Source organism: Providencia sp. UF-183, from assembly GCF_058246155.1.
Window position 1 is genome coordinate 1 of the sequence record NZ_JBSICD010000003.1, and the last position, 24,681, is coordinate 24,681.

At 40.5% G+C, this 24,681-nt stretch carries 21 protein-coding genes and 2 tRNA genes; 14 read left to right on the plus strand and 9 right to left on the minus strand.

Annotated features, from left to right (window positions below; all coding sequences use genetic code 11):
* Window positions 1–52: 52 nt before the first annotated feature.
* Window positions 53–175, plus strand: coding sequence for a hypothetical protein (locus AC4IFT_RS02975; RefSeq protein WP_490750603.1), 123 nt, complete (start codon window positions 53–55; stop codon window positions 173–175).
* A 1,625-nt stretch (window positions 176–1,800) separates the two neighbouring features.
* Window positions 1,801–3,351, plus strand: a complete 1,551-nt coding sequence (locus AC4IFT_RS02980; protein WP_490750604.1) for an aromatic amino acid lyase — start codon at window positions 1,801–1,803, stop codon at window positions 3,349–3,351.
* A gap of 15 nt (window positions 3,352–3,366) precedes the next feature.
* On the opposite strand, the gene idi is transcribed toward AC4IFT_RS02980, so the two are convergent.
* The 4 genes from idi to AC4IFT_RS03000 all read right to left on the minus strand — a co-directional run bounded on the left by idi (window position 3,367) and on the right by AC4IFT_RS03000 (window position 7,887).
* Window positions 3,367–3,888 carry an isopentenyl-diphosphate Delta-isomerase gene (gene idi, locus AC4IFT_RS02985; RefSeq protein WP_490750605.1) on the minus strand — a complete coding sequence of 174 codons (522 nt, stop codon included), beginning with the start codon at window positions 3,886–3,888 and terminating at the stop codon, window positions 3,367–3,369.
* 166 nt (window positions 3,889–4,054) lie between these two features.
* A complete protein-coding gene (narL, locus tag AC4IFT_RS02990; protein WP_490731522.1) occupies window positions 4,055–4,711 on the minus strand; it encodes a two-component system response regulator NarL in 657 nt (218 codons plus the stop codon).
* 20 nt (window positions 4,712–4,731) lie between these two features.
* Complete coding sequence (gene narX, locus AC4IFT_RS02995) at window positions 4,732–6,498, minus strand: nitrate/nitrite two-component system sensor histidine kinase NarX (protein ID WP_490750606.1); 1,767 nt, start codon at window positions 6,496–6,498, stop codon at window positions 4,732–4,734.
* Between the two features lie 480 nt (window positions 6,499–6,978).
* Window positions 6,979–7,887: a DUF808 domain-containing protein gene (locus tag AC4IFT_RS03000; RefSeq protein WP_490731526.1), complete on the minus strand. Its 909-nt coding sequence runs from the start codon at window positions 7,885–7,887 to the stop codon at window positions 6,979–6,981.
* A gap of 289 nt (window positions 7,888–8,176) precedes the next feature.
* On the opposite strand from AC4IFT_RS03000, the gene AC4IFT_RS03005 reads away from it, so the two are divergent.
* On the plus strand, window positions 8,177–9,163 hold the full coding sequence (locus tag AC4IFT_RS03005) for a glycosyltransferase (protein ID WP_490731528.1): 987 nt from the start codon (window positions 8,177–8,179) through the stop codon (window positions 9,161–9,163).
* 45 nt (window positions 9,164–9,208) lie between these two features.
* On the opposite strand, the gene uriH is transcribed toward AC4IFT_RS03005, so the two are convergent.
* The gene (gene uriH, locus AC4IFT_RS03010) at window positions 9,209–10,153 is read right to left on the minus strand and encodes a uridine-preferring nucleoside hydrolase UriH (protein WP_490731530.1); all 945 of its coding nucleotides are present in this window, start codon (window positions 10,151–10,153) and stop codon (window positions 9,209–9,211) included.
* 269 nt (window positions 10,154–10,422) lie between these two features.
* Here uriH and AC4IFT_RS03015 point away from each other — a divergent pair, with 269 nt between their 5' ends.
* From AC4IFT_RS03015 to AC4IFT_RS03035, 5 genes are all read left to right on the plus strand, one after another.
* Window positions 10,423–11,169 carry a helix-turn-helix transcriptional regulator gene (locus tag AC4IFT_RS03015; RefSeq protein WP_490750607.1) on the plus strand — a complete coding sequence of 249 codons (747 nt, stop codon included), beginning with the start codon at window positions 10,423–10,425 and terminating at the stop codon, window positions 11,167–11,169.
* 330 nt (window positions 11,170–11,499) lie between these two features.
* The gene (locus AC4IFT_RS03020) at window positions 11,500–12,804 is read left to right on the plus strand and encodes an NAD(P)/FAD-dependent oxidoreductase (RefSeq protein ID WP_490731534.1); all 1,305 of its coding nucleotides are present in this window, start codon (window positions 11,500–11,502) and stop codon (window positions 12,802–12,804) included.
* A gap of 48 nt (window positions 12,805–12,852) precedes the next feature.
* Window positions 12,853–13,221: a cupin domain-containing protein gene (locus AC4IFT_RS03025; protein WP_353244298.1), complete on the plus strand. Its 369-nt coding sequence runs from the start codon at window positions 12,853–12,855 to the stop codon at window positions 13,219–13,221.
* Window positions 13,222–13,249: 28 nt separating this feature from the next.
* Window positions 13,250–14,743, plus strand: coding sequence for an aldehyde dehydrogenase family protein (locus tag AC4IFT_RS03030; protein WP_490731537.1), 1,494 nt, complete (start codon window positions 13,250–13,252; stop codon window positions 14,741–14,743).
* A gap of 127 nt (window positions 14,744–14,870) precedes the next feature.
* On the plus strand, window positions 14,871–15,614 hold the full coding sequence (locus AC4IFT_RS03035) for an SDR family oxidoreductase (RefSeq protein WP_490731539.1): 744 nt from the start codon (window positions 14,871–14,873) through the stop codon (window positions 15,612–15,614).
* Between the two features lie 4 nt (window positions 15,615–15,618).
* Here the strand turns inward: AC4IFT_RS03035 and AC4IFT_RS03040 are convergent, their stop codons facing one another.
* On the minus strand, window positions 15,619–16,284 hold the full coding sequence (locus tag AC4IFT_RS03040) for a helix-turn-helix transcriptional regulator (RefSeq protein WP_490750608.1): 666 nt from the start codon (window positions 16,282–16,284) through the stop codon (window positions 15,619–15,621).
* Between the two features lie 399 nt (window positions 16,285–16,683).
* Here AC4IFT_RS03040 and AC4IFT_RS03045 point away from each other — a divergent pair, with 399 nt between their 5' ends.
* The 6 genes from AC4IFT_RS03045 (at window position 16,684) to AC4IFT_RS03070 (ending at window position 23,137) form a co-directional block, all read left to right on the plus strand.
* A complete protein-coding gene (locus AC4IFT_RS03045; protein WP_490731543.1) occupies window positions 16,684–18,177 on the plus strand; it encodes an APC family permease in 1,494 nt (497 codons plus the stop codon).
* The gene (locus tag AC4IFT_RS03050) at window positions 18,152–18,766 is read left to right on the plus strand and encodes a DUF3156 family protein (RefSeq protein ID WP_490731545.1); all 615 of its coding nucleotides are present in this window, start codon (window positions 18,152–18,154) and stop codon (window positions 18,764–18,766) included. The genes AC4IFT_RS03045 and AC4IFT_RS03050 overlap by 26 nt, the downstream gene beginning before the upstream one ends.
* 58 nt (window positions 18,767–18,824) lie before the next feature.
* On the plus strand, window positions 18,825–20,393 hold the full coding sequence (locus tag AC4IFT_RS03055) for an alpha/beta hydrolase-fold protein (RefSeq protein WP_490750609.1): 1,569 nt from the start codon (window positions 18,825–18,827) through the stop codon (window positions 20,391–20,393).
* 181 nt (window positions 20,394–20,574) lie between these two features.
* On the plus strand, window positions 20,575–22,014 hold the full coding sequence (gene phoA / locus AC4IFT_RS03060) for an alkaline phosphatase (RefSeq protein WP_490731549.1): 1,440 nt from the start codon (window positions 20,575–20,577) through the stop codon (window positions 22,012–22,014).
* A gap of 218 nt (window positions 22,015–22,232) precedes the next feature.
* A complete protein-coding gene (locus AC4IFT_RS03065; RefSeq protein WP_490750610.1) occupies window positions 22,233–22,763 on the plus strand; it encodes a GNAT family N-acetyltransferase in 531 nt (176 codons plus the stop codon).
* 119 nt (window positions 22,764–22,882) lie between these two features.
* The gene (locus AC4IFT_RS03070; RefSeq protein ID WP_353244289.1) at window positions 22,883–23,137 is read left to right on the plus strand and encodes a DUF1435 family protein; all 255 of its coding nucleotides are present in this window, start codon (window positions 22,883–22,885) and stop codon (window positions 23,135–23,137) included.
* Between the two features lie 97 nt (window positions 23,138–23,234).
* Here the strand turns inward: AC4IFT_RS03070 and AC4IFT_RS03075 are convergent.
* The 3 genes from AC4IFT_RS03075 to rsmC form a co-directional block, all read right to left on the minus strand.
* A tRNA-Leu gene (locus AC4IFT_RS03075) sits at window positions 23,235–23,320 on the minus strand.
* A 48-nt stretch (window positions 23,321–23,368) separates the two neighbouring features.
* A tRNA-Leu gene (locus AC4IFT_RS03080) sits at window positions 23,369–23,454 on the minus strand.
* Window positions 23,455–23,613: 159 nt separating this feature from the next.
* Complete coding sequence (gene rsmC / locus AC4IFT_RS03085; protein WP_490731554.1) at window positions 23,614–24,627, minus strand: 16S rRNA (guanine(1207)-N(2))-methyltransferase RsmC; 1,014 nt, start codon at window positions 24,625–24,627, stop codon at window positions 23,614–23,616.
* Window positions 24,628–24,681 lie beyond the last annotated feature (54 nt).

Genomic DNA, 24,681 nt, shown 5'->3' on the forward strand with positions numbered 1-24,681 from the left:
CCATGTGAGAGTAGGGAACTGCCAGACATTAAATTAGTGAGAAAGCCACCCAATGGGTGGCTTTTTTGCGTTTGGGGAAACGGGAAATGGCGCAATTTACGGTGGTGTGCTTCGTTTTGTTAACCCTGCCCATTATTTTTTATGGCTGAAAGAGGAAGCGGCTCAAATGCCATAAGTTAATCAATGATCCACTTAGCAACTAACCTATCTGTTTATGGCACTTTTGTAATTTAAACGTACTTGAGAATGAATAGTGGTGCTTCGCTTGGTTTACTCTGCCCATTATTTTTATGGCTGAAAGAGGAAGCGGCTCAAAAGCCATAAGTTAATCAATGACCCACTTATCGTTAAAGGTGATAAGGCAATCAGTAGTCAACTCAGCAATTAAGTCATTAGGTGAATAGGATGATGGCGAGTGGGTATTTCTTTGTTGACGCCGCTAGTGACTTCTCGTGATGAGTCATTCAGCTAGTAACTGTTCTTTGTATTAATGCTATTGCTAATCAATGCTGCACTCAGTAACTCACGGGTATGTTACGCCAATTTTCATCATATTAGCCCTTATTGTAGTTCCTTTTCTCATCCGAAATCACCCCAGTATTTATGCGACACCTTGTTATTGCTCATCAATGATCCACTTAGCAACTAATTTATCTGTTTATGGCACTGTAGTTGCGTAAGTGAGGCTGGTAAAGATTAGCGGGTATTCTTGTTGTGGGTGCTGCCTTTTTAGCATTGGTAAGGCCTGAAGGTGAAGCGATAAAGTTCCTTGTCAGTTAATGATAAGGTAATCAGTAGTCCACTTGGCAACTAACTTATTTATCTAGAGCTCTTTTTTGTCATCAAATAATAATCAGCTAAGCAATTAACGGGGGATCACGATTTTCATTATGTTAACTTCCACCATAGTTCCTTTTCCTACCCAAAATCGTCCTCTGCCTTTATGCCACTTCTTGTTGTAGTTAATCAATAATCCACTTAGTAACTAACTTATCTGTTTATGGTACTGCAGTTGCGTAAGTGAGGATGATAAAGATTAGCGGGTATTCTTGTTGTGGGCGCTGTCTTTTTAGCATTGGTAAGGCCTGAAGGTGAAGCGATAAAGTCCCTTGTCAGTTAATGATAAGGTAATCAGTAGTCCACTTGGCAACTAACTTATTTATCTAGAGCTCTTTTTTGTCATCAAATAATAATCAGCTAAGCAATTAACGGGGGATCACGGTTTTCATCATGTTAGCTTCCATTATCCTCCCTTTTCTCATCGAAAATCGTCTTCTGTATTTATGCCACTTCTTGTTATTGTTAATCAATAATCCACTCAGCAACTAACTTATCTGTTTATGGCACTTTTATAATTTAAACGTACTTGATAATAAAGAGTGGTACTTAGCTTGGTTTGTTTTTTCGTTAAGTCTTGCGGTAGGAGAATGGGAAATTCTAGTTAATCAATGGATTGCTATAAAATTAACTTGTATTATCACACTCCTCATCTTGCTTGAATTTTTATATGCTATCACCTGTTGTTGTATTAATTATAGCTACATATAAGCACCATTGGCCTATGTTATGGTGGTCGTGAAAAATAAAATTAAATAATTAGAAGTTTAGCTGTTAGTTACTCACTATATTTATTGAGGGTTTTTAAATTCAATAAAATTATTTCATTATAATTATTGTTCTCTCCTAATTAATAATGACTGTTAGTTAAAGTTTAAAGATGAAAAAATTTGGTGTTTAATATAAATAAATGAGAAAGACGGTTTTTTTATTATCACTTTATTTATTTTTAAAGGGGGAGGTATGGTTTTATTAAATGGAAAAAATATGAGCTTTCATGATGTGGAACTAATTATGAATGGTGAAGATATTGCTGTGAGTTGTGCAGTAATGGAGAAATTAGAGAAAAGCCATAAAATATTAATATCAGAAGCGGAAAAGGGCGCAAAAATATATGGTTTAACCGTAGGGGTTGGCTTAAATAAAGACATGGAATATATAAAATTAAATGGAGGTTTTACTAAGGAATTAATTGAAAAATCAACGATTTTTAACAAAAAACTAATACGTGCACATTCTGTAGGTATAGGTAAGTCTATAGATAGCGGTTTAGCTAGGGCTGTCATGGGAATTCATATTAACATGTTGCTGAATGGCTATAGTGGAGTTCAACCTAGAGTAGTGAATACTTACGTTGAATTGCTTAACAAAAATATCATTCCTTTTATACCAAGTATTGGTTCTATTGGTGAAGGCGATATTACAATACTGAGCCATATAGGGCTTGCAATGCTAGGAGAAGGTGAGGTCATTTATCAAGGTAAAACAATGCCGTCTTTAAAGGCACTTCAATTTACTGGTATTACACCCATAGAGCCTTGGGCAAAAGATTCACTCTCTTTATTATGTTCAAATGCTTATTCTGCTGCTATAGCAGTAGTTGCGTTATTAAAAACAGCGCATTACATAAAGATAAGTGAATTACTATATTGTTTAAATCTTCAAGCCTTAAATGGTAATATCTCACCTTTAAATCAACAGGTTTTGAATGCTTCAGCTTACCCTGAGGTAATTGCTATGGGCGCAAAGCTTAGAGGTTTATTAGCAGGCTCTACATTGGAGTCTTATGACGATGAACGACATTTACAAGATCCATTAAGTTATCGTTGCGGGGTATTTCGACTTGCGGAGTTACACTTAAGTTATGAACAAGCGAAAGCACAGCTTCTCATTCAAGTAAATGGATCAAATGATAATCCATGTGTGCTTACTGAGAGTGTGCATAATAATTTGGCTGAGAATTATCGTTATAAGGTGGTACTCCCCAGTGGGAACTTTGAAACATTACCTTGGGTCTTAGCTATCGAAAAATTAAGTTTGGCAGTTGCTCATCATGCTTTAGCAAGCATGCAGCAGATAGTAAAACTCAATGACCCTTATTTTACACAACTAACTCGATTTTTAGGTAATGCGACTGCATTTCATGCACTTGGTGCTATTGAAAAACCTGCAGTTGCTTTAGCAATGAGAATTAAAAATCTAGCAATGCCTGTTTCATTAGATTATTTTCCTGTCGCAGGAGGTGTTGAAGATACAGCTACGAATGCGCAACTCGTTGCTGAAAAATTACAAAGCCAATTAATATATGGGTATGAGTTAATTTCGATAGTATTTTTATGTGTTGTGCAAGCAATTAATTTAAGAAAAGAAAAGGAGCCCTCTTATCTATTATCTTCAAAAACAGAAGATATTTATCGTGAGATATGTGAATATATTGATTTAAATGGCGAAGATAAGTCACTTTCGAAAGAACTAAAATTGATAAATGACTATATTTTTAATTATAAAATATAATCATCGAGCTGTTATTTAATTTGTATTGAAATTTAATGATGGGTACTTATTTAGAATTTCTTTAAACCAAGGCGTAAAAATCTCCGGTTGTTGGTTAACTTCATTAATAAGTTTAGAAATACTAACCCAACGGACGGACATGACTTCTTCTATATTGGGCGAGACTATTTTATCGTAGTGACCAATATATAGGTGGTCATATTCATGTTCAATTAATCCGCCATTTACATCTTCTCGATAGAGAAGAGAGCCTACATGGGTTAGTGGTGTAGTAAAGCCCAGTTCTTCTTGAAGTCTTCGCTCAGCTGCATCAAGTGTTTTTTCATTTGGTTTTGGATGGCTGCAACATGTATTAGCCCACTGGCCAGCAGAGTGGTATTTATGAGCAGCTCTTTGTTGAATTAAGAGCTCATTCTGTTCATTAAAAATGAAGATGGAAAATGCACGATGTAAGCGCCCGAGCTGGTGTGCGAGTAATTTAGGCATAGTACCTATAGCAACATCATTTTCATTAACTAAAATTAAATCGTCTTCCATCTTGTTATATTTCCATCATTAAAGTTATTGCAGCAGTCTATTATAATAAAAAAAATAAAATTGTAGATTTGAGCTATTTATTTAAGATACTTATTGCACCTTTGCGAACTTACTTTTTTGATAAAAATGGCAGCTATATCATTATTGATACTGCCATTCCCATTATCTACTTTTGTTGTAAAACCCAAACGGCAGCTTCAACACGAGATTTTAAATTTAGCTTTTTAAGTAAGTGTTTTACATGAACTTTTACTGTGCTTTCTGCAATATCTAGCTTGCGTGCAATCATTTTATTAGAAAGACCTTGTGCAATAAGTTCTAAGATATCCGCCTCCCGTGGTGTTAGTGTTGCTATATTATTTTCATCATGGGTCGGATTATCACGTAAAGATTCGGCAAGAACGGATGTGAGGGTAGGGCTGACAACTAACTTCCCACTTGCAGCTTCTTTGAGTGCAACAATCAGTTCTTCTGGTTCCATATCTTTTAATAAATAGCCATCTGCACCACGCTTTAAAGCATTCACTAAATCATCACTATAATTTGAGACAGTAAAGAGGATAATTCGACCCGACAGCTCTCTTTTTCTTAGCTCATCAAGTGTTTCAAAACCATTCATTCCTGGCATATTTAGATCGAGTAGGATGAGGTCAGGGTCTTGTTCTTCTGCAATTTGAATTCCAGCCTTTCCATCGCCCGCTTCACCGATAACTTGTAATGAAGGTTCTAAACTAATCAGTTGTTTGACTCCATTTCTCAGCATCGGATGATCATCAATAAGTAGAATGGTTGATTTATCATTCATTGTATTTGTATTTTCCATAGATGATTTTCTCCGGTGTATTAAGCTTCAGATAAAGGGAAAGTAACCTTAACTTCGGTTCCGCCTTGAGTTCTGGGAATAATAAGACATTCACCATTAAGGCTGAGGGCTCTTTCTCTCATAATAATTAGGCCATAGTGATTAAGTTTATCGGCATTTGATGTAATTCCACCACCATCATCGGTAACTTTAATACAAATAATGCCTGAATTTTGCGTTAAGGAGACTTCAGCCCAGCTTGCATTTGCGTGTTTTAAAATGTTACTTAGGGCTTCTCGGATTATCTGTATAATATGAATTGATTGATGTGGCGAGATACTTTTCGCAGGGATATCATAGTGCAACTTAATCGTATAGCCCATTCGTTCATTGAATTCACTAATCGTACTTTCTAGGGATGGGAGCAGCCCTGGTTCCGTTAGTTTTAACCTAAATGTGGTTAAAAGCTCTCTCAACTGACTGTAAGCCGTATTAATTTCACTGCGCATCTCAGTTAATAATTGCTGTGGTTTTTCGGGTAATGGCTCAGGCTGTAGTTGTAGGTAGCTAATTTGCATTTTTAAGCAAGATAGCGATTGGGCAATTGAGTCATGCAGCTCACGTGCAATGGCAGAGCGTTCATCCATAATTAACAACTGTTGTTGTTGTTCAATTTGGTGCTCCATCGCTAACATGCCAGATATTTGCTTTACCAGTACAGAGACTAGGTTATTTTGCTCATCAGATAAGGCTTGACCGTGCTCTATTTCACCAATAATGACGCCATAACGATGCATATTGTCTGATAATTCCCACTGTATAGTCAGCAGTTTTTGATTTTCGGATGGGCTATCTTGTCTTTCATTTAGCTGCGGTAGTTCGTCGTGTAACCCTATTGATTGGCAATTGATTTCATGAAAATAGGCTTCATTGTTATCTTCGTATAACCGTAAAGCCAGATTGTTTAATATGGTAATATTCTTCAGCTCAATAAGAACTTTTTGCAGCCTTAAGTAAAGTGGTTCAGATGAGTGAAGTATTTGATTAGACTGGTATAAATAGGAAAGCACTCGGTTTTTAGTTGTTAGATCGGCTGTTTTTTCTGCAACACGCTCTTCTAGCTGATGATAGCTTTGTGCGAGTTCTTCAGACATCTGATTTAGCGTTTCACCCAGTGCATTTAATTCATCTTGCCGGTTATTTTTGGGATAGCGCTGGCTGAAATCCTTTTGCCCAATAGCCGTCACCATGGACAGTAATTTCATCCATGGGTAGTAAATTTTTCGACGTAAGTGCCATATAGTGCCCATTAACAGCAAAAATACTAAACTAATGAAAATAAGTTGTGTCATGGCGACATAAGCTATTTTTCTTTCAGTCTTTTCATCAATATTATGAACCAACTCATCTAGTTTATTAACGAAAGATATGACTTCGTATCTTGCGTCATTTGGCGTGTTAGCATCCATTAATGCAGGGCGTAATATTTGTAGCCAAAAATTGAGAAGCTCATTAAATTGTGGTGTTAAACTTTCAACTTTAACAACTTGCGTGAGTTCAGGACTTAGCAAATCTTTTTCTAGAGCGTCAAGATAGTGTTGATTTTGTTGATTAAGAGGAACCAATGAAAGCAATCGGTAGCTTTGCATGCGTAATGAGCCAGACTTATTGATTGCGTGCGCATTACCTTGCACGCTGATGATCATACGATTGGAAATCGTCATACCAATAATACCAAGTATTGCAATCAGTAGCATGAGGCCAATGACTTGGTTTATTATCGAAAATCGACGATACAGAGTCGGCATTTTGGGGTCCTCAAAAATCCATAATGAAGCCAGCTTTAAGGTTAGGTTGGCTCTATTGTTCATAAAGACAACTTTATTAAATATACTACTTTAGTATTAACTTAAAGAGATTTACTCAGCATACAGTGCTTTCAAAAGAGAGTATAAAAACTTAAATATAATCTTATGTATTGATAGATAAGGTTAAAATTATATTTGTTTGCTGTTTTTCTTACTCTGATTACGTATTATAACGTAAATTAAAGATGAGTTTCTTTTGATTTAGATCAGACTGAATATTTTTATCCTGTAAAAAAATGGGTGCAGGATATATCGTAAATACTCAAAATTTGAAATCTTCGATATGTATTTAATTATATATCGATGATGTAAAAGACAATGAAATAATAAAAAATTGACTAAAGGTATTTTTTATTTCATCGAGTGAGCGAGTAAGAAAATAGAATAATGTGAATAAAACGCACTATTCTATTTTTGATATTAGAATTTTTTAATTTTCTTGATCAAAGCGAAGAGCATGACAAGACACATGCCTATGATGAAGCCAAAGAATAAGTTAATTATTGTTGGTAGGATAAATTGCATAGTACTACCAATGACAGGGGTTAATAGGGCAGTAAAAGATAATTCTTCAATCCAATCAGAGAAGTAGTGAATGCCATGTGTGATAATCCCGCCTCCAACCATAAACATGGCAGCAGTACCGACAACGGAAAGTGTCTTCATCAAATAGGGCGTTACATAAATAAGGCCATTACCTAGTTTTTGTAATAGCGTAGAGGTTTTCTTTTGGAGATAAAACCCTAAGTCATCAAGTTTAACAATCCCAGCAACGAGTCCATAGACGCCAATGGTCATGATAATGGCAATAAGAGACAGAACTGCAAACTGGTTAACTAATGTGGTGGTAGATACTATACCTAATGTAATCGCAATAATTTCGGCGGATAAAATAAAATCAGTGCGGATAGCGCCTTTGATTTTTTCTTTTTCAAATTCAGCCAGTTTATCTTCGGATAGGGGGTGCACTTGTACGGCTATTTTTTCATCGGAATGAAAAATATTATGGGCTATTTTTTCTGCGCCTTCAAAGCATAGGTAAGCGCCACCTAACATTAATAACGGCGTGATAGCCCAAGGAATAAATGCGCTGATCAATAAAGCCAGAGGAACTAAAATTAATTTATTGATAAATGAGCCTTTAGCAACGGACCAAACAACAGGAATTTCCCGTTCAGCGCGAACACCCGTCACTTGTTGAGCATTCAAAGCAAGGTCATCCCCTAAAACCCCAGAGGTTTTTTTTGCAGCCATTTTCGTCATCACTGCAACATCATCAAGTACAGCTGCAATATCATCCAGTAATGTTAGTAAGCTACTTCCTGCCACCGCAAACCCTCTATTAAGTTTGTTTAAGATGTTGTTAATGTTTATTAGGCTGGTTAAGTGATAATAAGTTCATTCTCACTTAATAACTTATTTAAGTTTTAAATAACGCATTTATTACTTATCTCCAGTATTATTTGATTATGAAATTTTTATGACAATGGAACCAAAGCACTTTTTTCTTTTCTAACTAGTGAATTTCTGCAAACTCTGAAAATGAGTTTCCATTTGTTGTCTTTAGCAATGTTGCCTTGGGTTAGTAATTTTAAATTGATTGGTATAGGGTTAATTCATGTCTTCTCAGCCAGTTTTGAGTATTGTTGTTGCGGTTTATAATGGTGAAAAATTTTTACCTCAATTCTTTGACAGTCTGTTAGCACAAAATTTAGAAAACTGGGAGCTCATTGTGGTTAATGATGGCTCTAAGGATAATAGCGAAGGAATTATCAAAGAGTATGAGGATAAATTCAGTCAGTTGAAAATATTGTCTCAAGAAAACCAAGGCGTATCAGTTGCACGTAATACTGGAATGGTTGAAGCAACAGGGAAGTACATTACCTTTCCTGATATTGATGATGAAATTAGTCCCAAAATGTATGGCAGGTTGTTAGAAATCGCATTAGCGGGTGACTTGGACGTTGCAACTTGTAATGGTACCTATGTTTATACGAATGGTGATGCACCAAAAGCGATTTTTCCGCCAAATAAGGTGCCTTCTACAGGGGTAATTAGTGGCCCTGAATGGCTAGAAAAAGGGCTGAGTTCCCGTAAGTTTCTACATGTAACTTGGCTGAATTTGTACCGTTTAGATATGTTACGTCAACATAACTTTTTCTTTGAGCCGAAGCTACACCACCAAGATATTCCGTGGACAACGGAAGTTTTACTGGTTGCAAAGCGCGTGCAGTTTATTAATGAGCAATACTATCGCTACCTGATCCATAACCAATCTGTTTCTCATTCATTGAGTGGTGATGAGCGGTCGGTGCGTAAGATTAATACTTATTTAAAAATTATTGATATGTTGTTAGCGATTTACCAGCGTTATCCAGAGCAAGTCAAACAAGCGCCTGCATGCATTTGGCAAGTAGGTAAAGAGGGATTAGGGGTTGTTCAAGCCTTACTTGCAATTAAATCCCCTGAAATTCGCAAAGAAATGGTGCAGCAATTTTTCGATAAAGGGTATTGGGAAATTGTGTGGAACCATGCGACAACGGTAAAATTAAAATGGCGCTTAATTAGACGCTATACGAAATTAAAAGATATCTTAAAAGCCTAATCGTTTAAATGGGTAGCTTATTCAGTCGGATAAGCTACCTTTTTATTATTTACCTAATTGCTTTAGTGCATTAATAAACATTTCCCATAATCGTTGATTATTAAGCTTCGTTGCCACTTGTGTATGGCAATCCGCGGGGGCTTGAGCACGAAAATCGGTTACTGTCATCCCAAGCGTTAATGTCCCTTGAAGTTCAATATCAACAGGGGCTTTGCACGTTTCTATCATTGATGGGTCAATAACATAGGCAACGGCACACGGGTCATGTACTGGCGCATGGTCGCTGTAGCCGTTACGTTGGCGATATCCCGCCGTGTAGTAATTCAATGATTCAACGACAAACCGGCTAATCGGTGTATTGAGTGCGGCAATTTCAGCCATGATGGCATCTGTTGGTTTTGCTTGGTGAGTTAAATCCAGTCCAACCATTGTTAATGGCCATTTTTCGTTAAAAACAATATGGGCCGCTTCTGGATCAATGGCGATATTGAATTCGGCAACAGCGGAGCGATTCCCCGTATGATACCCGCCCCCCATGAGTACGACCTCTTTTACTAACTCAACAATTTCAGGGGCTTTTCTCACTGCAAGGGCAATATTTGTTAAGCCACCGATTGGCACTAAAGTGATCGTTTTCGCGGGATGCGATTTAAGGGTATCAATAATCAAGTCAACAGCATGGCGCTTATCAAGGGGTAATGTAGGTTCTGGGAGGTGGGTACCATCTAAGCCACTAATCCCGTGTACTTCAGCGGCATTCTGAATAGCCCGAACTAAAGGGCGTGGGCAACCCGCAGCAATCGGAATATGTTTAGCGCCTGCAAACTCTAGGATAGCACGTGCATTGTGAGTGACTTTTTCTAGGGTTTGATTTCCCACAACCGTCGTGACCGCTAGCAATTCTACATTCGGATTACCTAGGGCTAATAAAATAGCCATGGCATCATCATGCCCAGGGTCACAATCCAAAATAATTTTGTGTAAAGGCATCGTATCTCCTTGTATAAAGCCATTTTTATTAATTATTAGACTAATAAATTATGAGAGAGTTTCATGTGATCCGCTTCTGGTTTGCTTATCCCACATCAAATATTTAGTAACAAAATATTAATACTTTTGGACGATACTGTGATTTGATTAACATATTAATAACAAGTGGTTTGAGCTTAGGCAAATAATGTGTTTTTTATATCCTTTTGGGCTAATGCATTTGCGAGCCAAATTTAATTCATTAATAAGTTAATAAACTTGGGGGCGAAATGGATAATTATCTTACCAAATTACCGGATGTAATTGATTCTATTACAACTAACCAGTTTTACCCTAATTTATTATCATGGTTATCGTCCTTTATCGCTTTTGATAATGCGATAGTCTATTCCTTTGAGAAAGGAACTCCTCCTCGCTTTTTGTCCAAGGTTGAAAGGCGAAATAGCGACAGTGTGAACCGAATCTATCAACGCGGCGCTTATTTAATGGATCCGTTTTATCAAGAGATCCAAAAAGGGGGGACTTCTAAAGTTCTTACCTTGAAAGAGTTAGCGCCTAAAGGTTTTTATCATACGGATTATTACCTTAATTTTTACCGTAAAACAGGTTGGTGTGATGAGGCAGGATTGCTATTGGAAATTTCTGCGGACAGGCAGTTGGGCATATTTTTCGGTAATGAAGATAGGCCATTTTTCTCTGAAAAATACACGCAAGCCCCATTAAAAGAAGCGTTTGAAATTATTTGTAGTATGGCCCGATTGCATAAAGAGGTCTCCCCCAATGCGGTATCGAGCCATTATCAAATGGCAGATAGGCAAACACGTTTCGGTTTAACGCCAAGGGAGTGTGAAGTGGTGGAGTTGATTCTTGAAGGTAAGGGATCTCCTCAAATTGCCGAGTCACTTTTCATTAGTCTTGGTACCGTCAAAAATCATCGTAAAAACATCTATCAAAAATTGAATATTAATTCACAAGCGGAATTGTTTAATTTATTAATGAATCGAATTACCCAGTGATTGTGTTAGGTGAGTGTAAATATAGCTAGAATAATAAGTAATATTAATTATGTTATTAATCATGTAATTACGGATTTTTTCATTTTTTTTTATACTCCATTCATTTTTGTTAAAAAAACGTACAAAATATTGTTAATATCGAAATGTTTACTTAATTTATTGAATATAAATAACAAACAATAATTTATTAAAATTTTATTTTTATTTAAATATTCTACTTGGCTCACAAATGTTAACTTAATGTTTCGAATGTCCCTAAAGGGCTATGTAATTGTTAATGTAAGGTTAAGATAATCGAGGTATTGCAAGATACTAAACAGGGTATCCATTATGAATAACCAAGTAGAATCATTAACTTATTACTCAGCGACTAAAAAATACGACTTACGCTTTCCAATATTGAAAGAAGACCTTGATGTAGATGTTGTGATCATTGGGGGAGGATTTTCAGGTATCCATACCGCGCTTGAATTGTGCGAGAAAGGGATTACCAATATCGCTATTTTGGAAGGACGTTACCTCGGTTACGGTGGTTCTGGGCGCAATGGTGGTCAAGTGATGGCAGGAATTGGCCATGACATTGATGCAATCAAAAAATATGTGGGTCCTGAAGGACTAGAAACCATCTTTAAGCTCAGCAATATGGGTGCTGGAATTATGCGTGAGCGCATTGCTAAATATGATATTGATGCGGACTTTTGCCGTGGATATGCTTATTTAGGGAGCAACGCTCGCCAAGAAAAAACACTGCGTAGCTGGCTGAAAGATTTCAAATCGGTTGACCCCGATGAGGAAATTGAATTTTACAGCGGCTCTGAGCTAAAACAGATTATCGGTTCAGATGCTTATACCTGTGGTATCAAACATATGGGTGGTGGGCATGTACACTCGCTGAATCTGTTATTGGGTGAGGCGAAAGCGGTTAGCGAAATTTATGGCGCTAAAATTTTTGAAAATAGCCAAGTTTTGAATGTTGAGTATGGTAATACCATCAAAGTCAGAACCGCGATGGGCACCGTGAAAGCCCAGAAAATGCTGTGGGCATGTGACTCATTCTTAAATGGCCTTGAGCCAACGATTTACCCAAAAACCATTAACACCTATGCCTATCAGTTAATGACAGAAGAGCTGTCTGACGAGTTAATTGAGCAAATCAGCCCAATTCGCGGCGCTTATAGTGATATTCGCCCTGTGATTGATTATTACCGTGTGACCAACGAAAACCGTTTGTTATTCGGTAGTTCAACGCATTTTCTTGAGTACATTCCGTCTGATTTAAAAGCGTGGAATCGTAATTTAATGTTGAAAGTCTTCCCTTACCTAAAAGATGTCAAAATCGAATTAGCATGGGGTGGGCCAATGGCCTGTAGCGCGAATCTTTTCCCGCAAATAGGTTCGTTGCCTCAACATAAAAATGTGTTTTATGCGCAGGGTTACTCAGGTTTTGGTGTCACGCCAAGCCAAATTGTGTGCAAGGTATTGGCCGAAGGAATGGTGGAAGGTTCTCACCGTTATGACTTAATGAGTTCGATTCCTCACGCGAATATTATTGGTAAAGACAGCATGCGCAATGTGATTGTTTCACTTGCAAAAATCATGCACCAAACATCGGGTTACTGGCAGGGTCGCCGCTAATTCGTATCAGTTTAATTATTTTATTGAAATCGATTAAAGGTAAACATCATGATTAGTCCATTACTGCTGAATAAACCACTTCCAGAACTGCTGAACATTGGTAGCGTAACAAACTTAGGCTCTGTGGTAGTCGAGGGCGATCCACAAGCAAGCGTGGCTATGGTGCACGGTGAGCCAACTGATAACCTGACTTGCGGTATTTTTGCGTGCACAACAGGCAAGTTTAAGATGGTTTATCCATTTGATGAAATGGCAACAGTGCATGAAGGCTCAGTTAAATTAACCGATGTCAAAACGGGTGTGACCGTTGAATACCATAAAGGTGATACATGGTTTGCAGCGAAAGGTACTGAAGTTTTATGGGAAATTGATGCCCCACGTTTCGTTAAGCACTACCTAGCTTGTGTGAATGCTTAATTAATTTCTATTTAGTGGAGTGATTGCGATGAGTGAGTTAACCCTATTACCTGAAGTCAGCGAATTTCTGAAACGTCAACATGGGCATTTTATCAATGGGTTGCCGGTTTCTGGCAAAGGCGAGACTTTTTTTAACGTCGTCAATCCAGCCACAGAACAAATTATCGCTAAAGTCAAAGAAGGGACATTAGCGGAAGTGGATGCAGCAATGAATGCGGCACACGCGGCATTCAAAGGTGTTTGGGCAAATACCACGCCAATGGAACGGGGTAACTGCCTAAACCGCCTTGCGGATTTACTTGAGAAGCACCTTGAAGAACTCGCGCAGCTCGAAACCTTATGTTCAGGGAAGACTATCCAACTTTCACGTTTCCTTGAAGTAGGTTCAGCGGCGCAGTTTTTACGCTATTTCGCAGGTTGGGCAACAAAAATTAGCGGTGAAACGTTAAATGTGTCACTGCCATCATTTAACGGTGAAAAGTATTCTGCGTTTACGCAGCGTGAGCCTGTTGGGGTAGTTGCAGGGATCATTCCATGGAATTTCTCCATCATGATTTCTATTTGGAAATTGGCGGCTGCATTAACCTGTGGTTGTACGATTGTATTAAAGCCGAGCGAGTTTACGCCACTGACCATGTTACGCGTGGTGGAATTAGCGAAAGAAGCAGGGATCCCAGACGGTGTGATTAATATCGTCAATGGTGGTGGTCGTGAAGTGGGGCCTGCACTTATTCAACATCCATTATGTTCTAAAGTGACCTTTACGGGGTCTGTACCGACTGGGCTGGCGGTAGGGCGCACAGCGATGGAAGGAAAATTAACCCGTGTGACCTTAGAGCTGGGGGGTAAAAACGGTGCGGCATTCTTGGCCGATTTACCTGTCGAAAAAATCGTTAATGGCATTATCGAAGCGGGTTACCTAAACCAAGGGCAAATCTGTGCGGCGGCAGAGCGTTTTTACATTCCATCCAAATTAATGGATGAGGTGTTGGCTGAGCTTAAAACCCGTTTATCTGCGATAAAAATTGGTTCTCCATTAGACGAAACAACGGAAATGGGCCCGCTTGCCAACAAAGCCCACTATGAAAAAATTCTCAGCTTGTTTGAGAAAGCACGCCAAGATGGCAGCGAAATTATTTATGGTGGTCAGCCTATTGCAGGAGCAGGGTATTTTGTTCCACCTACAATCATCCGAGCGAATAGCCCAGAAGATGCGTTGATGAAGGAAGAAACCTTTGGTCCTGTCGGCACCTTCTTAAGTTACGATGATGAAGAACAACTTATTGAGATGATGAATAGCACGCCATTCGGTTTAGCAGCTAGCGTGTGGACAAATGACCTCAGCAAGGCGATGCGAATGATTTCACGTATTGAAGCGGGCACAGTCTGGGTGAATATGCATACCTTCCTTGACCCTGCGGTACCATTTGGTGGTATTAAATCTTCAGGTATTGGCCGCGAGTTTGGCAGTGCCTTTATTGAGTATTACACCGAATTAAAATCTGTCATGGTGCGTTATTAGTGGTTAATCTTGAGTATTGTTCAACTGCTTCCCGGCCATCGTGCCGGGTTTTTTTATGCTTTTAGTCGTCTTGACATGAAAATTATGGCTATGATAGCAATCTATTATTGTTGAGCTAGGTCATGATATGAAAACAGTATTGATCACCGGCGGAAGCCGAGGTATTGGTCGTGCAACTGCAATACAGCTTGCACAGCTTGGTATGCGAGTACTCATTAACTATAAAAGTGATCATCAGGCGGCAAAAGAGGTGATCGCACAGATTCAGGCATTTGGTGGCCTTGCGTATGCATTAGCGTGTGACATAAGTAGTGAAAGTGAGGTTGTTAAGTTGTTCGAGACCATTAAGCAGCAACATGGTGACTTGCACTACTTAGTCAACAATGCGGGTATTTTATTTCAGCAATGCAAAACAGAGGCGTTAACAGCACAGCGAATTAATACGGTTCTGGCCACAAATGTCACTGGGTTATTGATCTGCTGCCGTGAGTTTATCCAACTGGCCCGCCATTTTAACCACTTTGATAAAAAAGCGATTGTGAATGTTTCGTCAGCGGCAGCACGTTTAGGTGCGCCTGGAGAATATATCGATTATGCTGCGTCAAAAGGCGCAGTAGACTCCATTACTAAGGGACTATCATTAGAGTTAGCTGAGTTAGGGATACGCGTAAATGGCGTTCGTCCCGGCTATATTTATACACAAATGCACCAAGATGGCGGTGAGGCGGGGCGGGTTGATCGGGTTGCGGCACAGTTACCACTGAAAAGAGGCGGCGAGCCTGAAGAGATTGCTGAAATTATTTCATGGCTGCTGAGTGATGCCTCATCCTATGTGACGGGCTCGATTATTGATGCGGCGGGTGGCCGCTAGTTAATTAAAACTTTTCCTGGCGAATAATAAACCCTGACGATACAAGTTCAGTTCGGTTAGTAACATTGGCTTTGGTGAATATATTACGCAGATGAGTTTTGACTGTGGATAATGACACGCCCAATAACAATGCGATGCGCTTGTTACTCGCACCTTCACGCACTAAATGTATGATTTCCTGTTCTTTTGGTGTGTAGGACACCAACGAATCTGGCAGGATATCAAACGTCATCAACTCGGCGACAGGTAAAATAGCGTTTAACCGCATAATCTCGTGTTGAGAAAATGGGCTATCCCGCAATACCGAAATCCCCGCAATAATTTTATTTTTCCGGCGAATAAAAATCTCAGCCATATCGGTTAGGTTATTTGGCTGCATAAAATCATGAAAGAAAGTCTGATTTTGCTGGCGGACTTCAGGATCCATTCTCACCAATCGTAGATCATCTCCACGAAATTTATCGGGGTGGAGTGGATCGAGCTGGTGAAAATAAGCCAGATAATCGCGATGCATTTGAGCGGGGATCCCATGTAACACATAGTTGTCAGGCTGCCAGTGGTCGTTGACAAGGTAATATACTGACGCAGAAATCGGAATAATGTGCGCGATAGTATTTAGGCAACAATCAATTAATGTTTGCTGGTGGTCGCTAAATTGAGGTGGGCTCATTTGATTACCTTCCATAGTGAGTCAGGTAATTATCATGCGCCTTATTATTGTTAACATAAAATAAACATGTTAATAACGTGAGGTCGATAACAGTATTTAAAACTGATAAAAAGTGGCTTGGTCTTGATTTATTAGGATTTGGTATCTTTTGTCAAATTATTATTAATATATTAATGACTAAAATGATTGTTATATATTGATATTCAAGCGTATATTTTTATTCCTACTGATTTTCTTGGTACTTTTCGGATAGTTACAAGAATCCCCCCCTCTCTCTGGGTATCGTTCTTTAGGACGATGGTGGCTGGTTTGTGCTTCTTTCTATAGTGGCAATGTAGTCACGCTATTTTTACAAAAAATTCACATTTTTGACTGCATTGAGAGCAAGAGGGAAACAAAATGAATCTATCCTCAAAATTGTCGTCACACCTCGAAAAGGGGAAAGTTGGTTTCCCAACGACGCTGGCGAGTTCTGCGGGCTTAATTATGGCGAGCCCTGTTATTTTAACGGTCACCAGTGGATTTGGTATTGGTGGCGATACCTTTGCGTTAGCGGTGCTGCTGAGCTTTATTATGATGCAGGCGCAGCTGACTACCTTTTCTGAGGCCGCGGCGATCCTACCCACCTCTGGCTCAGTGTATGACTATATTTCTTGTGGAATGGGGCGCTTTTGGGCTATTACAGGCGCGCTGTCCGCCTATTTGATTGTGCACGTTTTTGCGGGAACCGCAGAAACCATTCTGTCGGGGATTATGGCGCTAGTAAACTTTGAGCACCTGAATACCGTATTGGAAACCAGTAATTCATCGTGGATGGTTGGCGTGGGCTTAGTTGTCACTTTCGGTATCTTAAATGCTTTCGGTATTGAAGCGTTTGGTAAGGTTGAAGTGGTGCTGACTTTCGCCATGTGGTCTACATTGGTGATTTTTAGTATTACAGGCTTGATGCTGCCATTTAACGTACCAATGGAAGGGTGGTTTGGTGCGGAGCTAAATATCTCCGATCCGACACTGGTTTTAAGCTTTGTCGGTATGGCGATGTTTATGTTTGTGGGCTGTGAATTGGTGACGCCAATGGCGCCAGAAATTAAAAACTCGGCCAAAGTGATCCCCCGTGCCATGACAACCGGTTTATTCTGCGTAGCCTTATGCATGGTGCTGTTTGGGGCTGCGTTAGCCAACCAAGTTGAAAACGTCGTCGTTGACCCACAAACGGGTACGCGTTTACTGGAAACACCGATGGCAATCCCTGCGTTTGCTGAGCGTGTCATGGGCGAATTTGGTAAATACTGGATTGGTGTTGCGCTGTTATTAGCAGGTGGGGCAACCATTAATACACTGATGGCCGCTGTACCGCGTATTTTATATGGCATGGCACTGGATGGGGCATTGCCGCGCATCTTCACATATTTGCATCCACGTTTTAAAACACCCGTATTCGGCATTCTAGTGGCCGTGATGATCCCATGCTTGCATGCATTTGCTATCCAAGGCGACCTTGACCGTATTATTCCATTAGTACTCGCAGCGGTGTGTTCTTGGGGTACGGCCTATTTATTAGTCACTATTTCCGTGGTGTTATTACGTATTCGTCGCCCTGATTTACACCGTGCTTACCGTTCACCGTTCTTCCCAATTCCGCAAATTATTTCCAGTGTGGGGATTATTTTAGCGATAGTGTATATCACCCCGCCGGGTATGAATAAGTCGGATGTGTATATTCCGTTTGCCATAATGTTAGGTTTAACATCAGGTTACGCACTAATTTGGACGGTGTTTGTCCAGAGGGTCAATCCGTTCAAACCCGTTGATGTTGAAGTTGTTCTGTCTAATTCATTTAGAGATGAAGAGCATGAGGAGGTACAACTTGAGCCATTACGTCACCTCGCCTAAACCTTCGCTATTACAGCGTCTAGGTGGCTTAACGAAAAAACGGTTACCAACAGGTTACCAAGCTGGATTAACGCTAAATCGCATTGAGCGGGACATGGCGCCTTATCCTTGTGAATGGGGTGCACCGGGAGTGCTTCTTATCCAACCGCAACCCTCGTTGACTATCGACGTCACTGAGCGCGTTAGGAAATTATTTCTCGCGTTTATTGTATACAGTCGTTTTGCAGTGTCAGGTTTTTGTGATGAAAATTTACATGCAAAAATTGTTGTGAAAACACGCGGGAGCGTGAGGAAAAAACACATTCATTTTGTGTCGAAGCAACCTGATGGGCAAAAAGTGATTGATTGGCTCAATGCCTACCCAATTATTAGAGAAACACTGGAAGAATTAGATTTTAATTCATGCCAAATAACCTTTAATCAGGGTCACTGGCGTTGTGAAATTGAACCTTTTACTGCATCGGAACTGGTCAGCCGCGTTCCAGCAACAAGGCGTTATTTGAAAATATCCCAAAAACAACGGCACCGGTTACTCAGTACTCTTCAGTTGATTAACCAACTGATGGAAAAACATACCGCGACCCATTGAGTTTAAAAAGGTTTTTTGATAGTAATAATTATTATCAGTTGACTCCTTGGAATTAGATGTGAAATCTTTGCCGCTTTTAGGTTGTATCCTGTTCTCTTGTGCAGCGATGGCCTCGCAATCGGACTGCATTCGTTTAGGTGAGCTTTCTTCCGTAGAAGGCGTACATGATAGCGAAGGCCATAGCTGCGTTTATTTTGAGGCTTCGCAGCAAGATTTTATTAAGCAGCGCGGTGAGGGGGTCTCTCAAGTTGTTTTGTTGAATGCTGACAAGCAGCCTGTCCGTATCTTACAGCCATATGGTTCTGACAAAGAATCCCATTCAGCGGATTATATCGTTCCAAAAAATGGGGTGTATTACCTTGATTTACAAGGCTCTCCGGGGCGGCCATGGCAGCTCCAGTTTAATGTGAGCGATTATCTGCCTTTAGCGATTAAAAAAGATAACGAGCCTATAAGCCCTAAGCTGCAAAGCCTGCTCGATGCACATTATCAACATGGCGATACCAAGGCGTTTTGGCAGGCGGTTGCCGCACAAGGAACGCCGCTGATTGAAGACCTCATCGGTCGGCAAAAACGGGTCACATTTTTATGGCGCGGTGCAAAATCCAATGCGTATATTCTTGGGGCACCTTCAGGCAACCATGAAAGGATGGCGCAAATAGAAGGAACCGATATTTGGTATCGTTCTTTTATCATTCCAGCCGATACTTTAACCCAATATAAAATTGCCCCTGATATCCCAACGGTGCCAGAAGGCGGGTTTGCCCAGCGTAAAGCCATTTTAGTCACCGCACAGGCTGACCCTTATAATCCGCAAAGTATTCCTTCTGCCTCAACGGATAAATATAACCGTTTTTCCTTGCTATCATTGACTCCCAATATTCGTCAGTGCCAATTTCCTGCCATTGAAAAAAATCAAATTAAAGGGCAGTTAGAGACCTTTACCTTATCTAGCAAAATATTAAATAACGAGCGGCAAATTACCGTGTACCGCCCAAATGTGCCGATGAAACAACCTGCTTTATTGGTGCTTTTAGATGGGCAAATTTACCTTCATACCTACCAAATGGCGAAATTCTTTGATAGCTGGATGAATAAGGGAGATTTGCCGCCAATGAATATCGTATTTGTCGATAGCATTAGCGCTGATAAGCGGGGTGAGGAGCTGCCCCCTAATGCGCTTTTCCCGCAATTGCTGGCGGAGGAATTAATGCCACAATTGGCGAAAAAAGGCATTGGTGCCAAAGCGGAACATACCATTATTGCAGGCTCAAGTTTTGGTGGACTAGGGGCGACATGGAATGCATTACAACACCCTGAAATATTTGGCAATGTTCTGAGTATGTCTGGGTCTTATTGGTGGGCACCCAAAGGGCAAGACCCTGAATGGTTAATCAGTGAAATAGAAACAATGCCACCGCAGCCTATTCGTTTTTTCCTTGAAGCAGGGTTATTTGAGCAACGGGGAAGTTGGGGCGGGATCATTCAAAACCATTATCAGTTACTGGAAGTATTGAAACATAAAGGCTATTTCGTTGATGCCATCGAATTACCCAGTGGGCACGATTATGTTTCTTGGTGTGAAACATTATATGAAGGCTCTAAACAGCTCACTTCTCAGTGGTAATCGCGCATTAATTTCAATAGAAAAGCAGCGGATAATGCGCTGCTTTTTTCACATTTATGACAATCGTCTTCATTTCGCCACAAAAGCGTCATTCAACTGTCATCTAGCTACTTTAGCATGCCTGTCATTATTTGAAGCATACTTCCTCTTTTTTCATTATTGATTGGCAAGGAAAACAGTTATGACTGGTAATTTTATGAAATCCCTTTTAGCTGTCACAGTCAGCACATTAATGTTAGGTAGCACCCTTCCGGCTTATGCGGTGGATAAAAATGATGCGGTTTCAGAAAACCGCGCAGCGCAAGGTGATATCACCAAATTTGGTGGTGCACGCCGCTTAGCGACCGAGCAAACGGATATCATGAAAGCCGCACTGCATAATGGCAAAGCGAAAAACGTGATTTTATTTATTGGTGATGGGATGGGCGATTCAGAAATCACCGTTGCACGTAACTACGCTGAAGGGGCTTCTGGCTTCTTTAAAGGTATCGATGCATTGCCAATTACAGGCCAATATACGCATTATGCGTTAGATAAAAAGACGCAAAAACCTGATTACGTCACAGATTCAGCGGCATCCGCAACGGCATGGTCTTCTGGTGTGAAAACCTATAACGGCGCGTTAGGGATTGATGTGTTCGGTAAAGACCACGAAACCTTAATTGAAATTGCTAAACGTAACGGTAAAGCGACAGGTAACGTGACGACCTCTGAAATTCAAGATGCAACGCCAGCGGCACAATTCTCCCACGTGACTGCACGTAAATGTTACGGCCCAGAAGAAACCTCAGAAAAATGTGGAACCAATGCCCTTGAAAATGGCGGTCGTGGTTCAATTTCTGAACAGTTACTGGTGACCCGCGCAGATGTTACATTAGGCGGTGGTGCGAAGAGCTTCAAACAAGAAGCGAAAGCGGGTGACTACAAAGGTAAAACGCTTGAACAACAAGCTGTTGAACGTGGTTACACCATCGTACGTGATGCACAGTCGCTGAACGATGTGAAAGTGGCGAACCAAGACAAACCTGTGCTTGGATTATTCCACGATGGCAACATGACCGTCGCGTGGGAAGGCCCGAAAGCCGTGCATTATGGCAACATCAACAATGCGCCACTGGAGTGTAAACCAAATCCGAAATTAGATCCAAACGCGCCAACGTTAGCCCAAATGACACAAAAGGCCATCGATCTATTAGAAGTTAACCCAAATGGTTTCTTCTTACAGGTTGAAAGTGCGTCTATCGATAAACAGGATCACAAAGCCAACCCATGTGGCCAAATTGGTGAAACAGTTGCCCTTGACCAAGCGGTACAAGTAGGCTTAGATTTCGCGAAAAAACATGGTGATACCTTAGTTATCGTCACGGCTGACCATTCACATTCAAGTCAAATCATTCCTGAAGGTACGAAATCAACGGGTTTGACCCAAGCGTTGATTACCAAAGACGGTTCTGTGATGGTGGTGAATTACGGTAACTCTGAAGAAGATGATTCACAAGAGCATACAGGTGCTCAGCTACGTGTAGCAGCTTATGGTCCACATGCTGCGAACGTGATGGGTCTGACTGACCAAACCGATTTGTTCTTTACCATGCGTGATGCAATGGGACTGAAGCAATAAACCAACCCTGTAGTGTAAATTCTCCACAATACGGATGTTGTGGGGAATTTTTATTTTTGCGTCTCCATTTCTATTTAATTTCTCGCCTTTATTTCAACCTTGCCTTAACGACTTACTGAAATTGTTGAACTTGTTTTTTTATCCGTTATCGTGGGGCACAAATTCACCTGATAACAATAAAGCGCACTTATATTGGTGCAGATAATGAGAACAAGGTCATGAGAGAAATCCGCAAACTACAACGGGATGAAATTCCTTCTGTTTGGTCAATCGATCGCACTGAATTAATTGAACACCTTTATTTACATCAAGAGGGCAAACTGGTGCTTTCGAAGCAGCGCTTTGATATGAAAGGTTGGCCAGAAGGCGAACCAGAGGCCTATACCCCTCATTTATTAGACAGTTATGACCAAGGGGCGATTTTTCTGGGCGTTTTTGAAGAAGGAAAAATCATTGCGGCTGCGAGCGTGGATAATATTTGGCGAGGGGAGCAAAAGAATTTACTGCAACTGTCCTTTTTGCACGTGAGCCATGCAGATCGAGGCAAGGGGCTTGCAGGGATGTTATTCCAACAATGTGTGGGCATTGCAACGCAAAAAGGGGCAAAAGGCCTGTATATCTCTGCAACACCCTCTGAAAACACGGTGCACTTTTACCAATATATGGGATGTGGCTTGATTGAAACGCCTGACCCTGAACTGTTTGCCCTTGAACCTGAAGATATTCATTTTGTTTATTGGTTTTCTTAAGTTACCTATTTTGTAAAAAGCATGTTAATTTAAAGTGGTTTCTGAATAAAAACGATTGAAATTCACTAAAAATTAGATATGATTGATAATCATTATCATTTAAGATTGTTGAGGTCACGATGCCAACTAGCATATCAAAAACCGCAGGTTTACGGCGTATAGGCGCAGGTCTATGGGGGGTTTTTGCCGTGGTATTGCTGAGCATTGCTTATGTCCTCAGCAATATGGGGTTTGATAACCTAAAAGTGGTGATGATCACCATGATGATCGCGACAGCGGGGATGTTATTTAATCGAGGTTCTCGCCGCTTGTTAATTATTCCAGCAGTGGTTTCATTGCTGTGCTTTCTGATGGCTTTTGTGTTGCAAAGGTAGCTTGATGAGCGAAAGCACTCATTGAGTTGAATGTAACCAGAGGACGTTTAAGAAGGATATGTGCAAGGTTGCTAGAGGAATAACATTCACTGACCAGTGGTGCGAAAGGGGGGACTTGAACCCCCACGTCCGAAGGACACTAACACCTGAAGCTAGCGCGTCTACCAATTCCGCCACCCTCGCAATACTGTTTCGTCAATGCTGAATTACCGTGTTTTATTTGAAAGTTAGTGGTGCGAAAGGGGGGACTTGAACCCCCACGTCCATAGGACACTAACACCTGAAGCTAGCGCGTCTACCAATTCCGCCACCCTCGCAATGCCAAATCTAACTTTTCTTACAACGATAATACGCAGCGGATTTTAGGCTAATTTTAGCGGACGTCAATATTTTTTTAATCATCAATTTTTTGTTTGATTAAAAAACGGCCAGCACATTAGGCTGACCGTTAAATTGTACGAAAATACAGCTTATCATTAGCGTTTTGTGGCTTGGTAAACCTTGAATTTACCCGTTTTTGCCAGCACTTCATGGCTGCCAAAGGCTTTATCTAATAAGTCAGGGTAAGGCAAGAACGCATTGGCAACGATACGTAAGCGGCCGCCTTTTTTCAGGAACTTAGGTGCTTGGTAAATCATGTTTTCAACGGCATTGTAACTGGTATTTAGCCCATCATGGAAAGGTGGGTTAGAGATAATCCAATCGAATTTGTCGTGAATATCGGAGTAAGCATCACTTGCAACCACTGTACCCGTGAGCTTGTTGGCCTCAAGTGTGGATGCTGCGGAATCTAATGCAGAAGCACTAACATCGCTTAATGTTAGCTTAACATCCGGGTTTTGCGTTCCAATAACAGTTGCAAGAACGCCATTACCGCAAGCGAGGTCGAGAACATCGCCCTTCATTGGTTCTGTTAATGTCGAAAGCAGTAAATCACTGCCAATATCCAGCTCATTATGGCTAAACACGCCAGGAAGTGCGTTAACTCTAACAGTATCAAGATCATAGTGACGCCACCAACGTGCAATATCAAAGGTCGTTGGTTGTTCTAATTCACCATAATACAAACCACAACGGCGGGCTGAGTCGATTTTTTGCAAGGTTGCGATGCCTTCCATGATGGATTCTGCACTTTTGACGCCACTGCGGTTTTCACCGACAACAAAAATTTGGCTACCCGCAGCAAGATGAGTGCACAGGTCGTCCAGTTGGAAGCACGCTTCTTGTTTATTTTTTTGCCAGAAGTAAATCAACGTATCGCAAGGTTGGATAAATTCAGCGGGTGTTGTGGTTGAAAATAAAACCATTTCGCCCATTAATGGCTGTAGGTTTTTCCAACGGTGGTATTGATTGGTTACGACGCGAACGCTTGCGGCTTCGAGAGTGGCAGCCAATTCATCCTGAATGTCACCAGCCAAAATGACATGACGATCCGTAAAATGCTCAAGATGGCGCTGGATAACTTCACTGGCCGGTGTCAGTAATGACATATTCTGTCAATCTCCTAAAATGATAAAAACTGCTAACACCATACCAGAAATGCG